The sequence below is a fragment of the Gracilibacillus orientalis genome, assembly GCF_900114645.1.
Classification (GTDB): domain Bacteria; phylum Bacillota; class Bacilli; order Bacillales; family Amphibacillaceae; genus Gracilibacillus; species Gracilibacillus orientalis.
The window spans coordinates 49,465-64,719 of record NZ_FOTR01000007.1 but is presented as its reverse complement, the minus strand read 5'-3'; the positions used below and the strand labels follow the sequence as shown (position 1 = coordinate 64,719).

Here is a 15,255-nt window from a genome sequence, read left to right as displayed (position 1 = left end):
GGATGGTACATTGAATGAACGTCAAATATACAGATTTTTTATGTTGGAGGGAATTTAGAATGACAGCAAAATGGGAAAAGCAAGAAGGTAATGTCGGCGTCTTAACTGTAGAAGTAGATGCAGATAAATTAGATAGTGCTTTAGACCAAGCCTTTAAAAAGGTTGTAAAAGAAGTACAAGTACCTGGTTTCCGTAAAGGGAAAATGCCAAGAGGAATGTTCGAAAAACGTTTTGGTGTAGAATCATTATACCAAGATGCGGTAGATATTATTCTTCCTGGTGAATACACAAATGCAATAGAAGAAGCTGGTATAGAACCAGTAGATCAACCTGAAGTAGATATTGAACAGATCGAAAAAGGCAAAAACCTTATTTTCACTGCTAAAGTTACTGTGAAGCCTGAAGTAACACTTGGCGATTACAAAGGACTTGAAGTAGAAGAAGTAAGTACAGAAGTAACGGACGAAGACGTAGAAGAAGAAATCAAAAAACAACAAGAACAACAAGCAGAACTTGTAGTAAAAGAAGATGGAGAAATCGAGAATGGCGATACTGCTGTAATCGACTTTGAAGGTTTCGTTGACGGTGAAGCATTTGAAGGCGGTCAAGCAGATAACCACTCATTAGAAGTTGGTTCTGGATCTTTCATTCCTGGTTTCGAGGAGCAGTTAGTTGGTAAAAAAGCAGGAGAGGAATCTGAAGTTGAAATTACTTTCCCTGAAGAATACCATGCAGAGAACCTAGCTGGAAAAGAAGCTACTTTTAAAGTGAAGATCCATGAAATTAAAGCAAAAGAACTTCCGGAATTGGATGATGAATTTGCTAAGGACGTAGACGAAGAAGTTGAAACACTTGATGAATTAAAAGAAAAAACGAAGAAACGTCTTCAAGAACAAAAAGAAAATGAAGCTGATTCTAACAAACGTGAAGAGTTAGTTCAACAAGCTTCTGACAATGCAGAAGTAGAGATCCCAGAAGCTATGGTGCAATCTGAATTAGATCGTATGCTTCAGGAATTTGAACAAAGACTACAATCACAAGGCATGACATTAGATATGTACTTCCAGTTCTCAGGTCAAGATGAAGATGCGTTAAAACAGCAAATGAAAGAAGATGCTGGCAAACGCGTAAAAACAAACTTGACATTAGAAGCAATCGCTGTTTCTGAAAATGCGGAAGTAACAGATGAAGATGTGGAAAAAGAATTAGAGTCAATGGCTTCTATGTACAACATGGAAATCGACCAAATTAAACAAGCACTTGGTGGAAACACCGGAGCACTTAAAGAAGACTTGAAATTCAAAAAAGCAATTGACATCCTTGTTGATAATAGCAAAACAAAATAAACATAACTATATGTGAAAACAAGGTGCGTTACTCCGTACCTTGTTTTCTATAAAGATTAAACCTACCTAACAATACAGCCCCATATTTTTTTACATAAAAAATAGTTGAATGAAATAGAAGGATATACATTTGGTAAGACTAACATATACATATAGAAAACACTTCTCCTAAAAAAAGCAAACTATTTGTAATCGACATAAAAGATTGATACGCTTTACCAACGTAAAAAAGTGTATTACTTTTTAATTTTAGAACAATTTGATATGATTGCTTAAAGACGAAAAGTATTGCATCGTTTTTATGAATCATATGGAGATATTTTTTGAACAAGGGGTGAATGTCATGTATAAATTTAATGAAGAAAAAGGTCAATTGAAATGTTCATTCTGTGGAAAAAGTCAAGACCAGGTTCGCAAGTTAGTTGCTGGACCAGGTGTTTATATATGTGATGAATGTATTGAACTTTGTACAGAAATTGTGGAAGAGGAATTAGGTACAGATGAAGAAGTGGAATATAAAGATATTCCTAAACCACAAGAAATTTGTGACATATTAGCTGATTATGTAATAGGTCAGCAACAGGCAAAGAAGAATTTATCTGTAGCCGTATATAATCATTATAAACGTATCAATTCACCAAAAGCGAAAGATGACGTTGAATTGGCAAAAAGTAATATCGCAATGATTGGCCCTACAGGTAGTGGTAAGACATTACTAGCCCAGACACTTGCTCGTATTTTAAATGTGCCATTTGCTATTGCAGATGCGACATCATTAACGGAAGCAGGTTATGTAGGGGAAGATGTAGAAAATATTTTATTAAAACTTATTCAGTCAGCTGATTATGACGTTGAAAAAGCGGAAAAAGGTATTATCTACATTGATGAAATTGATAAAGTTGCACGTAAATCAGAGAACCCATCCATTACACGTGATGTCTCAGGTGAGGGTGTTCAACAGGCACTACTTAAAATTCTTGAAGGTACTACTGCAAGTGTACCTCCACAAGGTGGAAGAAAGCATCCACATCAAGAATTTATTCAAATTGACACCACTAATATTTTGTTCATCTGTGGTGGAGCATTTGATGGTATTGAACAAATTGTGAAACGTCGTCTTGGTAAGAAAGTAATTGGCTTTGGTTCTGAATCAGAAAATCAAGAATTAGACAAAGCGACACTACTTTCTAAAGTTCTTCCAGAAGATTTATTACGCTTTGGTTTAATTCCAGAATTCATCGGCCGCTTACCAGTAATTGGAAGCTTGCAGCCGCTAGATGAAGATGCTCTTGTAGAAATTTTAACAAAGCCGAAAAATGCTTTAGTCAAACAGTATAATAAGCTTTTTGAAATTGATGATGTTGAGTTGGAATTTGAAGAAGGTGCTCTGGAAGCAGTTGCTCAAAAAGCAATTGAAAGAAAAACAGGTGCTCGTGGTTTAAGATCTATCTTGGAAAGCATAATGTTAGATGTTATGTTTGAGTTGCCTTCACGTGATGATATTAAGAAATGTATGATCACAAAAGAAACGGTTACGAAAGAAAGTGGTCGACCAAAATTAGTCCATGAGGATGGAACTGTTATCGATCTTGAATCTCCAAAAGAAAGTGCTTAATAGGCAAAAAATCCCTTGTTGTGCAACAAGGGATTTTGTATTGTTTTATAACCATAGGTAAAACTAATAAAAAGTACTTTTAGATTTACAAAAAAACGAAACTTCTTTAAACTTATAACAATAGAACAATCAAACAATGGTACTAGGTATTACTAATTTATACTATAGGTATGTATATTTTTAAGTTGGCTATAGTATAAACGACGAAGACTTTCGCCAAAACATATGGTGATTATTTCGGTTGTATTATTACATAAAACTAGTAGCTTTGACGGAGGTGCCAAATGACAGAATCAAAATTCATACATATTCCGCTTTTACCATTAAGGGGGTTAATTGTCTTTCCGGGTATGGTAATTCATTTAGATGTAGGACGAGACAAATCCATTCAAGCTTTAGATAAAGCAATGATGAATGATCAGAATATATTTCTTGCTGCTCAAAAAGAAAGCGCAATAGATGAGCCCGAAAAAGAAGATATTCATACGGTTGGTACGGTTGCAAAAGTGAATCAAATGCTAAAATTACCGAACGGAACGATGAGAGTGTTAGTGGAAGGTTTGTACCGTGCTGAAATTCAACAATTTATTAATGAAGAGAAGCAGTTTTTTGTTGAAATTGAAGAAGTGGAAGATGTACATCAGAAACAAGCTGAAGAAGATGCATTAATGCGAGCATTGTTAGAGCAATTTGAGTATTATACTAAAATTTCAAAGAAGGTAAGTAAAGAGACGTTGGCAAGTGTGACGGATATTGAGGACCCGAGCCGATTTGCCGATCACGTTGCATCTCACATTACATTAAAGATGTCAGACAAACAAGAAATAATTGAAACGTTAGATGTTACGAAACGACTCCGAAAGTTACTGGAAATCATTTCTAATGAAAAAGAAGTGCTAGAATTAGAACGAAAAATTGGACAACGTGTTAAAAAATCCATGGAAGAAACCCAAAAAGAATATTACTTACGGGAACAGATGAAAGCTATCCAAAGTGAACTTGGTGATAAAGATGGTAAGACAGGTGAATTAGCAGCATTAAGAAAGAAGCTGGATGAAAAAAACTTACCTGAACGAATAGTAGAACTGGTAGAAAAAGAATTAAACCGATACGAAAGAGTTCCACAAAGTTCAGCAGAAAGCTCAGTAATACGTAATTATATTGATTGGGTATTGTCATTACCATGGAAAGAAGAAACAGAAGATAACCTTGATATAAACAATGCAGAAATAATTCTAGACGAAGACCATTATGGTTTAGAAAAGGTAAAAGAACGCGTACTCGAATATTTAGCTGTACAACAGTTAACCAATTCGTTGAAAGGCCCTATACTTTGTTTGGTAGGACCACCAGGTGTGGGTAAAACATCTTTGGCCAAGTCTGTGGCAAGGTCGATTGATCGCCATTTTGTCCGCATATCACTTGGTGGCGTCCGAGATGAAGCGGAAATTCGTGGTCATCGTCGCACATATGTAGGAGCAATGCCTGGTCGAATTATTCAAGGAATGAAAAAAGCAGAAACCATTAATCCTGTCTTTTTATTAGATGAAATTGATAAGATGTCTAATGATTTCCGAGGAGATCCATCAGCTGCTATGTTGGAAGTATTAGATCCTGAACAAAATCATACGTTCAGTGATCATTATTTAGAAGAAACGTATGACTTGTCTAATGTTATGTTTGTTGCTACTGCAAATAATTTAGCAACTGTACCACGCCCATTATTAGATCGAATGGAAGTTATTTCGATTGCCGGTTATACCGAGCTAGAAAAATTACACATAGCTAAGCAACACTTATTGTCGAAACAGCTAAAAGAAAATGGTCTTAAAAAAGGACAAATACAAATCCGTGATGAAGCAATATTGAAGCTTATCCGTCAGTATACCAGGGAAGCAGGAGTACGCGGGTTGGAGCGTCAGCTAGCTTCCATTTGCAGAAAGGCAGCTAAAATCATCGTATCTGGTGAAAAGCAGCGTGTGATCGTTACGGAAAAACAATTAGAAACCATTTTAGGTAAACCAAAATTCCGCTATGGCATCATGGAGGAAGAGCATCAAATTGGTGCTGCTACAGGTTTAGCTTATACCTCTGCTGGTGGTGATATTTTATCGATTGAAGTTAGTATTTCGAAAGGTAAAGGTAAATTAACCTTAACTGGTAAATTAGGGGATGTCATGAAGGAATCAGCACAAGCTGCTTTCAGTTATATTCGTTCAAGAGCCGATCAATTAAAAATAGATCCAGATTTTCATGAAAAATATGATATTCATATTCATGTTCCAGAAGGTGCTACACCAAAAGATGGTCCATCAGCAGGGATTACGATGGCAACTGCACTTGTGTCTGCTTTAACAGGACGACCAGTTCGAAAAGAAGTTGGAATGACAGGGGAAATTACCTTAAGAGGTCGAGTACTTCCGATTGGTGGACTTAAAGAAAAATCACTAAGTGCACACAGGGCAGGTATTACGACGATTATTATTCCGGCTGATAACAAAAAAGATTTAGAAGATATTCCTGAAAGTGTTCGGGAAGGCTTAACCTTCGTTCCGGTTGACCATTTAGATACTGTATTAGAATATGCATTATTGGAGGAGAACGATGAAAGTCAATAAAGCAGAAATAGTTATTAGTGCAGTGTCTGAAAAGCAATATCCAACGGACAGATGGCCGGAAATTGCCTTGTCAGGTCGTTCGAATGTAGGTAAATCATCTTTTATTAATAAATTGATCAACCGGAAAAATTTAGCGCGAACATCTTCAAAGCCTGGAAAAACACAAACATTAAATTTTTATACCATTAATGATGCTTTTTATTTTGTTGATGTTCCTGGTTATGGCTATGCCAAAGTATCTAAGAAAGAGCGGGAAAAATGGGGTAAGATGATGGAAGAATATTTCTCACTCCGAGACACATTAAGATTAACCGTGATGATTGTAGATATCCGCCATAAACCATCAGAAGATGATGTGATGATGTATAATTTTCTGAAGTTTTATGAAATACCTGTTTTGGTGGTCGCGACTAAATTGGATAAAATTCCTAAAAACAAAAAAGCGACACATTTAAAAAGAGTGATAGATACGCTTGAGTTAGATCCCGATGATAGCGTCATCCCATTCTCTGCTGAAACAAGCGAAGGAAAAGAAGACGTCTGGAGTTATTTATTAAATTATTTAAAGTAAGTTAAAGCTGTTATCTGGTAAGACTAGTAAGCATAAAATTTGTGTGGGTGTCTAGCTCCGAACGCCCAGTGCTCTGAGCTTTTCTTGCACCTGGAACAAAAGTGTCCTTCATTATTAATTAGGGTCTCATACAAAAACCGAGCGTTATTGCTCGGTTTTTGTATGTCTATATATTATTCTCTGTCTATGGTAAACAGTAACGAATGCTGCACTGATTACCAGTAAGATACCTATGACTTGTAAAAAGCTTAAGTGGTCATCAAAAATGATTACACCAATTAATACCGCAACAATTGGTTCTAATGCTCCTAAGATGGCAGCTTTACTCGATTCGATATGAGTAAGTCCATACGTATAAAGTGTATAGGCACTAATGGTAGAAATAATCACAATACCACCAATATTAAACCAGACGTCAAACGACTGAAAAGCATCTATCTTATTCCATAAGCCACTTGTCGGAAGGATAAAGACACTGCCCATACATAAAGCATATACTGTTGTAGTAAGAAAATTATAATGTCTGCTGATCTTTTTACCAATAATACTGTATAAACCACAGAAAAAAGCAGAAAGTAAACCGAAAGCAACGCTAATGAATGGAATTTGCATATGCCCGACAGGAATAAGTTGAATTGCCAGAGAGCATCCGAAAATCGATAATACTAAAGAGACGATTTTTCTATTCGTAATTGGTTCGTTAAAGAAATATCTAGATAATACTGTAACAAAGACAGGAGCAGTGTAGAGTAATACTACAGCTATTGATATGGATGTCTGTGTCATCACAGTAAAGTAAAACCAATTGAATAAGACAATACCACATACCCCTAATCCAATAAAATGTGGGATATGTTTTATCTGAATACGTAATTTTCCAGGGGCAATGATGGCGATTAACGACATTAATATTATCGTAGAAATAGTTAAACGGATGGCGACAATCTCCCATGCGGTAAAACCTTCTTTATATAAACCGTCCACAAATAAGCCTGTCAGGCCCCAAAAGCTTGCACCAATAATTGTTACGAGATAAGCAAAATAGTTTCTCATACTTTCACCTTCTTTTCTCTCTCTATTTTCAAAGGTTTCTGTATTCAAAAGGCATTGTCATCATAGCACAAATTATCTTTTTTTCAAGAGGAGATAAACACCAAACCCTATTAATACAACCGGCCAAAAGTGTTCAATCCAATTCATAAACTGGTGTATCCAGTCAAACCATCCTGGCTGATTATTAACAAAGATGGCAAAAAGCGATATCACTAGTAAAATAATACCGGGAATAAATCCTTTTCTTGTTTTAATTGCCCGTGTTAAAAAAGCAATAGCAATAATCAGCGTATACATTCCCCAATGATCAATCCAAAATCCATAATGGGTGAGGGCGTGGAAATGGATTCCTAAACCAAGTAACAGGGTGCCGGGGAAAATATTCTTAAAATCTCCAGATGAGAAAGCATGTATAAGAAAAGCTGCTCCAATTAAAATTAATAATGTCGGCCATGAGTAAAAATCGGTTAGAATAGGGAGACGTAGTTCTCGCAGTAGGAAGTAAAGACCAATCCCTATTAATAAATAAGCTACAAGACCATTATTTTTCAAAAACAAACACTCCTAGATTAAAATTATTATTAAGTTAGATTCATTTTCTTGATAAAACATATTGAATATGATAAAGTACTATTGAATTCAAAATTACAAATAACAACTTTCATTTTATCATAGATGGTTCATAAACAGTTCATAAAATCATCACGATTTTGAAAAGAAAACGTGTTATAATAATAATACTTATGTGTTAGGCTTTTGCTTTTTTGGGGGTATATAGAGTGCATATTTTAGCAGCGAGTATAAATTATAAAACAGCTCCTGTTGAAGTAAGAGAAATGCTCGCATTCCATGAAGATACGATTACAGATGCGATGACAGAGTTAAACAGCAGAAAAAGCATTTTAGAGAATGTCATCATTTCAACCTGTAATCGCACGGAAATTTATGCGGTAGTTGATCAACTTCATACAGGAAGATATTTTATCAAACAATTTTTGGCCGATTGGTTTGATATTGAAAAGGACGTATTTGCGCCACACCTTATTATGTATGAAAACGAAGCAGCGGTGGAACACCTGTTCCGTTTAAGCTGTGGAATGGAATCAATGGTGATGGGTGAAACGCAGATTTTAGGTCAAGTAAAGCAAATCTTTTTAGATGCGCAAAAACGAAAATTGACTGGTACTATTTTTAATGAGCTTTTCAAGCAAGCAATAACGATCGGTAAAAAAAGCCAGCGTGAAACATCAATCAATGAGAATGCCGTATCTGTTAGTTACGCTGCGGTAGAATTAGCGAAAAAGATCTTCACAGATTTGCAAGAAAAACATATTGTCATTATTGGTGCTGGAAAAATGGGCGAATTGGCTGCCAAAAACATCTATGGTTCTGGTGCAGAGCAAGTAACGGTTGTTAATCGTACCATGGAGAAAGCAGAACAACTGGCGAGCCAATTTAATGGTGTTGCTAAATCAACTGCTCATCTAGAAGAAACTTTAGTGGAAGCTGATATTGTCATCAGTTCTACTGGTGCGAATGATTATATGATTACGAAAGATCTTTATCAACGGGTAGAAAAACAGCGTAAAGGACGTCCTTTATTCCTTGTTGATATTGCCGTGCCAAGAGATTTAGACCCGGCTCTGGAAGCTGTCGATAATGTTTTCTTATATGATATCGATGATTTGCAAAATGTTGTGGATGCTAATCTTGAGGCTCGAAAAGAAGCTGCCGAAGTCATTGAACTGTGGATTGAAGAAGAGATCGTTGCATTCAATGAATGGTTGCAAACTCTTGGTGTTGTACCGGTTATTACTGCATTACGTGAACAAGCATTATCCATTCAGCAAGAAACAATGAAAAGTATAGAACGCAAAATGCCTGATCTAACAGAACGTGAACGTAAAGTGTTGAATAAACACACCAAAAGTATTGTCAATCAAATATTAAAACAGCCCATTTTGCAGGCAAAAGAATTTGCCGGTCAGAAAAATGCGGATCAATCATTAGCATTACTTATGCAAATATTTGATATAGAAGATCGAGTAAAAGAAGAAGTGAAAAAAACAGAAAATGATAAAGTAGTTACCTTTGAAAAAAATAAGGAAAGCATTTTACAGAAACTACAAAATGTGTCCACACATTAATCGGGTGGTTTTCCCAATATGTTCGCAGATAGATTTTTACAAGAGAGTATGTTATTACTTTATGGCTTTACCGTAATTATTTACTTTATAGATTTTTTGTACCATAACCGGAAAGCGAATAGAATCGCTTTCTGGTTGCTTGCAATGGTTTGGCTTTTTCAAACCATTTTTTTATTAACAGAAATTTGGCAGACATCAAGTATACCGATACAGACGTTAAACGATGGATTATATACGTATACTTGGATTATTATTACGTTTTCTCTTATTGTTCATCGAATGTTCCGTCTCGAATTTTTTATGTTCTTTATCAGTGTATTTGGTTTTTTTATCATGGTTATTCATACATTGCGATCGATGCAGATCACGGACTCTACCCAGATTCCATTGGTATTAGATGAAATGCTTTTTGCGCATATTGTACTTGCGCTCGTATCCTATGGTCTTTTTACCATTTCGTTTATCTTAGCTTGTCTCTACTATATGCAATATAAATTTCTTAAAATGAAAAAAGGGTATAAATGGTTACGAAGATTCCAAGACTTAGAAGGGTTGGAAAAAAGAGCATTTCAGTCGATTGTTTTAGGTGAACCGCTACTATTGTTATCAATTATTATAGGTGTAGTCTGGGCATATATGACTGGAACGGAATTTTACTGGGGTGATAGTAAAACACTTGGTTCAATCATTGTGTTTATCATTTATGCTGGCTATTTATACATGCGAATTCAACAAGGCTATAAAGGTAAAGCTATTTTAAGCTGGAATATATTCGCATTTTTGATTTTATTAATCAACTTTTTTCTGTTTAACAGTTTATCGAATTTTCATATGTAACATAACACAAAGGAGGCATCTAGCTTGCGTAAAATTGTCGTAGGTTCAAGAAGAAGTAATTTAGCAATGACTCAGTCAGAATGGGTCATCGAGCAGTTAAAGAAACATACAGGTGATAAATATGATTTTGAAATTAAAAAAATCGTAACCAAAGGGGATCAAATTCTCAATGTCACCCTTTCAAAAGTTGGAGGAAAAGGTCTTTTTGTAAAAGAGATCGAAAAAGCGATGTATGACAAAGAGATTGACTTTGCTGTACATAGTATGAAAGATATGCCTGGAGTAATGCCAGATGGTTTGATAATCGGATCTATTCCTGTACGGGAAGATCATCGGGATGCTTTTATTTCCAATGATCATATTAAATTAGAAGATTTACCGACTGAAGCGGTTGTAGGAACGAGCAGCTTGCGTAGAGGTTCACAAATTCTATCAGCACGACCAGATCTAAAAATTCAATGGATTCGCGGAAATATTGAAACAAGAATGCGTAAGTTAAAAGAAGAGAATTTCGATGCTATCATTCTAGCTGCGGCAGGCTTGAAGCGAATGAACTGGAGCGAAGATATTGTTACGGAATATTTAGAACCAGATGTTTGTGTACCTGCTGTTGGACAAGGCGCTTTAGCGATTGAATGTAGAGAAGATGACCGTGAACTACTAGAATTATTAGAAAAGATTAATGATGCATACACGGAAAGAACGGTAACAGCAGAACGTACTTTCTTACATTTATTAAATGGGGGTTGCCAGGTACCAATTGGCGGTTATGCATACCTCGATGGTGATGAAGTTGTGTTAACTGCACTAGTAGCAAGCATTGATGGCAACACGATATTAAAAGAAACGGTAAAAGGAACTGATCCACAACAAGTTGGAAAAGAAGTAGCAGTAAAACTCCAAGCCCAAGGTGCTCAGGAATTGGTGGACAAAGCTATCGAGGAGAACCAGGAATGAACCAACCTTTAAAAGGTAGGAAAATAATGGTGACAAGGGAAGCAGTACAAGCGCTCCCCTTAATCCGTTTACTTGAAGGATATGGTGCAAGTTGTGAACGTGTACCACTCCTTCGTTTTGAAGCAATGTACAATGATGTCAATCGCAGGCAATTAACCAACATTGTTCCAAGCGAGTGGCTCTTTTTTACCAGTGTGAATGCTGTTCGTTTTTTTCATGAATATATTACTTCACTTGGTGTTCAGGTGAATAATAAGATCGCAGCTGTTGGAGAAAAAACGGCACGGTCGTTAAATGAATATGGTTACACCGTTGATTTTCAACCTTCTACTTATAGTGGTAAGACAATGGTTGAAGAGTTTTTACATAGAAATGGTACTAAACAGATTGCGCTTATTTGTGGTGAAAATGCCAGAAGAGAAATACCTGAATTACTTGAGGATGCTGGGGTATCTTTTGAAAAAATCGTGATTTATCGTACAATAACAAATGAGCATTCTAAGTCATTACTTAATAACATGGTATCAGAAGTTGATGCGATATTTTTTACCAGTCCATCAACAGTGGATACTTTTCAGCAATTTTTAGCACCAGACCTGTTTGAACAGGCGATAAATAATATGGTAACTGTTGCAATTGGTGAAACCACCGCAAATGCTTTACATGAACTATCATTCCGTCATATTCTTTATCCGGAGACGTTTACAATAGAGAATATGGTAGAAGTTTATATTGATTACATAAGAAAAGGTGATGCATAATGGCAAAAACACAATTTGATCGTCATCGTCGCTTAAGAAACTCCACTGTTATGAGACGATTTGTTCGTGAAACAGATATAAAAGTAGATGATTTAGTTTACCCATTGTTCGTTGTCGAAGGGGAAAATGTAAAAAATGAAGTTAGTTCAATGCCTGGGGTTTTTCAAGTATCATTAGATCACTTGGATGAAGAAGTAGAGGAGTTATTGTCACTTGGGATTCCTTCCATTCTTTTATTCGGGGTGCCTAAAGAGAAAGACGAAGTTGGTTCTGGAGCATTTGATCCGAATGGTATTGTTCAACTGGCTATTCGTCAGATTAAACAGAAGACAGATCAGTTGCTAATCATCGCGGATACTTGTTTATGTGAGTATACATCCCATGGTCATTGTGGTGTCATTGAAAATCAGGATGTCGATAATGACAAATCATTACCTTTACATGTGAAGACAGCTGTTACGCAAGCTGAAGCAGGTGCTGATATCATTGCACCATCGAATATGATGGACGGATTCGTATCTGAAATTCGCAAAGGTCTAGATGAGGCAGGTTTTAAACAAACCCCCATTATGTCCTATGCGGTAAAATATGCTTCTGCTTTTTATGGTCCATTCCGTGATGCAGCAGAAAGTACACCACAATTCGGTGACAGAAAAACGTATCAAATGGACCCTGCAAATCGGTTAGAAGCAATGCGTGAAGCTGCATCTGATATCGACGAAGGTGCCGACTTTTTAATTGTTAAACCGGCCTTATCCTATATGGATATCATTCGTGACGTAAAGAATCAACACCCTGTCCCGGTAGTTGCTTACAATGTAAGTGGAGAATATTCCATGGTAAAAGCAGCAAGTCTTAAGGGATGGATTGATGAGCAGGCAATCGTTTTAGAGAAATTGACAGCAATGAAACGAGCTGGAGCGGACATTATTATTACCTATTTTGCTAAAGATGTGGCAAAATGGCTTCAAAAGTAAATAAGGAGGCGATCATTTATGCTTGAAAATCAGAAATCGGTAGAGGCATATAAAGAATCGGTAAACTTAATGCCGGGCGGGGTTAATTCACCTGTTCGAGCGTTTAAATCAGTTGGAATGAATCCTATTTATATGGAATATGGAAAAGGATCGAAAATTTATGATATTGATGGCAATGAATACATTGACTATGTATTAAGCTGGGGACCATTAATATTAGGGCATGCGGATGACCGTGTAGTTTCAAAATTAAAAGAAACAACAGAAAAAGGGACAAGCTTTGGAGCTCCAACATTACTTGAAAATGAATTAGCACAATTAGTAATTGATCGTGTTCCTTCAATCGAAATGGTTCGTATGGTTAACTCAGGTACAGAAGCAACGATGAGTGCCTTGAGACTAGCTCGTGGTTATACTGGGAAAAATAAAATTTTGAAGTTTGAAGGCAATTACCATGGTCATGGTGACTCATTACTTATTAAAGCTGGTTCAGGTGTTGCGACATTAGGTCTTCCTGACAGCCCTGGTGTGCCAGAAAGTGTTGCACAGCATACGATTACAGTACCTTATAATGACATAGAAAGTGTTCGTTATGCTTTTGAACAATTTGGTGATGATATAGCAGCTGTTATTGTGGAGCCTGTATCAGGAAACATGGGAGTTGTTCCACCAAATCAGGATTTCTTAAAATCATTACGTGATATTACCAATCAGCAAGAATCTTTACTAATCTTTGATGAAGTAATGACTGGTTTTCGAGTTGGATATCACTGTGCACAAGGTCATTTTGAGGTGACACCAGATTTAACTTGTTTAGGGAAAGTAATCGGTGGCGGTTTACCGGTTGGTGCGTATGGTGGCAAACGTGAGATCATGGAGCGTATTGCTCCGGTAGGTGATATTTATCAGGCTGGAACTTTATCTGGTAACCCGCTTGCGATGACGGCTGGTTTAGAAACATTAAAGGCGATGGATCGTGCTGCTTATGACGAGATTAGTAAGAAAGTGGATCGTCTTGTTGAAGGTTATAGATTAGCAGCAGACAAACACAATGTATCCTTACAAATTAATCGTGCGGGATCTATGGTTGGAGTCTTTTTCGCGGAAGAACCAGTTGTTAACTATGAAACAGCAGCGAATTCAGATACCGAAGCCTTCGCAACTTATTATCAAACAATGGCGGAAGAGGGAATCTTCCTTCCACCTTCTCAATTCGAAGGACTATTCCTGTCAATTGCCCATACAGATGAAGATATTGAAAAAACAATTGAAGCAGCAGAAAAAGCATTTGAAAAGTTATCCTAATCCAAAAGCTTGCAAACCAACAAAGGTTTGCAAGCTTTTTTTCTGCTACATATCATAAATATTTTATACAGCAGTAGATACAAACTGTGCACTAGTGAAAATTTTCTTTGGTAAGCTCCTTTCTTTCGGAAATGGAGTGCTAGACATCGCTGCGGAAAAATACTCCCTTTCCGTGGGCACGGCTTCAGTTTCCTCGCTCACATACGTTCGCTGCGGGATCTTCAGCTCGCGCTGTTCCCACAGGAGTGTCGCATTTTTCCGCAGCTTAGTGTGTAATTTCTTATCATGCAAGAAGAAATCCATAGAATATCATTCCATAAGTTCTCTTCTTTCGATAATCAGAACACTACACAAAAGCGAAGTATCTTGCCGTAGCGCGTATTGCAGCAATCATCAAAATGCAGAATGGAAGGAAGTTCTTTATAGAGTTACTGCGCAGTTTATGGTAACTGTGTTGTAAGAGGGAACATTTTTTAATAGTTTAATTGAAGGTTATTCAGTGGTTTCGTATTTTGCTAATTTCGCTTGAGGTGGTTGGCCATCTAATAACTGACCGTCTATCCATACTTTAATTTCATCACCTTTTTCAAGGCCCTCCATAGATTCAGGGTTCTCAATCATAATGATAATTTCGTCTACGTAACCATAGTTAGTAATATTTCCTGATTTTATATCCACACGCAGATTGCTATCCTCAAAAGAAAGAACACTTCCAATAAAATCTGGAGTATCTGAATACGTCTTTTCTTCTGAACAACCAATTATAAATATGATTAAGACAAACAAAATACGTTTTCTCATTTTTTCTCCCTAAATACTAATTATTTTTATGTCATTTTAACATAAATAATAAATGATAAAAAAACTGGTTAGCGTAAAATCGCAACAAAAAAACTACTCTATTTTTTATTCTTATATAAAGCTGCACCGTACTGAAAAAGTATAAGTAATTGTGTTTTGGTTCATTATTTTATAGCAGAAAATAAGCATGCTGAATAATACTGATCAAGCATATTTCCCTGTTAACCTACATATAGTTTATTGAGATGCTAGTACGCCTTAGCTAAG

13 protein-coding genes are annotated in these 15,255 nt (G+C 36.4%); 10 read left to right on the top strand and 3 right to left on the bottom strand.

Annotation, left to right across the window (positions count from 1 at the left end):
- Positions 1–59 precede the first annotated feature (59 nt).
- The 4 genes from tig (at position 60) to yihA (ending at position 6,150) form a co-directional block, all read left to right on the top strand.
- On the top strand, positions 60–1,346 hold the full coding sequence (gene tig, locus BM121_RS13355) for a trigger factor (RefSeq protein ID WP_091484151.1): 1,287 nt from the start codon (positions 60–62) through the stop codon (positions 1,344–1,346).
- Positions 1,347–1,689: 343 nt separating this feature from the next.
- Positions 1,690–2,961, top strand: a complete 1,272-nt coding sequence (gene clpX / locus BM121_RS13350; protein WP_091484150.1) for an ATP-dependent protease ATP-binding subunit ClpX — start codon at positions 1,690–1,692, stop codon at positions 2,959–2,961.
- Between the two features lie 284 nt (positions 2,962–3,245).
- Positions 3,246–5,579 carry an endopeptidase La gene (lon, locus tag BM121_RS13345; protein ID WP_091484149.1) on the top strand — a complete coding sequence of 778 codons (2,334 nt, stop codon included), beginning with the start codon at positions 3,246–3,248 and terminating at the stop codon, positions 5,577–5,579.
- The gene (yihA, locus tag BM121_RS13340; protein WP_091484148.1) at positions 5,566–6,150 is read left to right on the top strand and encodes a ribosome biogenesis GTP-binding protein YihA/YsxC; all 585 of its coding nucleotides are present in this window, start codon (positions 5,566–5,568) and stop codon (positions 6,148–6,150) included. The genes lon and yihA overlap by 14 nt, the downstream gene beginning before the upstream one ends.
- Positions 6,151–6,294: 144 nt before the next feature.
- Here yihA and BM121_RS13335 read toward each other — a convergent pair whose 3' ends face one another.
- Both BM121_RS13335 and BM121_RS13330 read right to left on the bottom strand, forming a co-directional pair.
- On the bottom strand, positions 6,295–7,203 hold the full coding sequence (locus tag BM121_RS13335) for a DMT family transporter (protein WP_091484147.1): 909 nt from the start codon (positions 7,201–7,203) through the stop codon (positions 6,295–6,297).
- Between the two features lie 72 nt (positions 7,204–7,275).
- Entirely contained in the window at positions 7,276–7,755 is a 480-nt protein-coding gene (locus tag BM121_RS13330) for a LiaI-LiaF-like domain-containing protein (RefSeq protein WP_091484146.1), read from the bottom strand.
- A gap of 227 nt (positions 7,756–7,982) precedes the next feature.
- On the opposite strand from BM121_RS13330, the gene hemA reads away from it, so the two are divergent.
- Genes hemA through hemL form a run of 6 tightly spaced genes read left to right on the top strand, consistent with a single transcriptional unit; the run spans position 7,983 to position 14,187 of the window.
- Positions 7,983–9,350 (top strand): glutamyl-tRNA reductase, encoded by a 1,368-nt coding sequence (gene hemA / locus BM121_RS13325; RefSeq protein ID WP_091484145.1) that lies wholly within the window; start codon positions 7,983–7,985, stop codon positions 9,348–9,350.
- An 18-nt stretch (positions 9,351–9,368) separates the two neighbouring features.
- Positions 9,369–10,187, top strand: a complete 819-nt coding sequence (locus BM121_RS13320; protein ID WP_091484144.1) for a cytochrome C assembly family protein — start codon at positions 9,369–9,371, stop codon at positions 10,185–10,187.
- Positions 10,188–10,211: 24 nt separating this feature from the next.
- On the top strand, positions 10,212–11,144 hold the full coding sequence (hemC, locus tag BM121_RS13315) for a hydroxymethylbilane synthase (RefSeq protein WP_091484143.1): 933 nt from the start codon (positions 10,212–10,214) through the stop codon (positions 11,142–11,144).
- A complete protein-coding gene (locus BM121_RS13310) occupies positions 11,141–11,905 on the top strand; it encodes a uroporphyrinogen-III synthase (protein ID WP_091484142.1) in 765 nt (254 codons plus the stop codon). Before hemC ends, BM121_RS13310 begins: the two co-directional genes overlap by 4 nt.
- A complete protein-coding gene (gene hemB, locus BM121_RS13305; protein WP_091484141.1) occupies positions 11,905–12,882 on the top strand; it encodes a porphobilinogen synthase in 978 nt (325 codons plus the stop codon). The genes BM121_RS13310 and hemB overlap by 1 nt, the downstream gene beginning before the upstream one ends.
- An 18-nt stretch (positions 12,883–12,900) precedes the next feature.
- Complete coding sequence (gene hemL / locus BM121_RS13300; RefSeq protein ID WP_091484140.1) at positions 12,901–14,187, top strand: glutamate-1-semialdehyde 2,1-aminomutase; 1,287 nt, start codon at positions 12,901–12,903, stop codon at positions 14,185–14,187.
- A 492-nt stretch (positions 14,188–14,679) separates the two neighbouring features.
- On the opposite strand, the gene BM121_RS13290 is transcribed toward hemL, so the two are convergent.
- Entirely contained in the window at positions 14,680–14,988 is a 309-nt protein-coding gene (locus BM121_RS13290) for a DUF3221 domain-containing protein (protein WP_091484138.1), read from the bottom strand.
- Positions 14,989–15,255 lie beyond the last annotated feature (267 nt).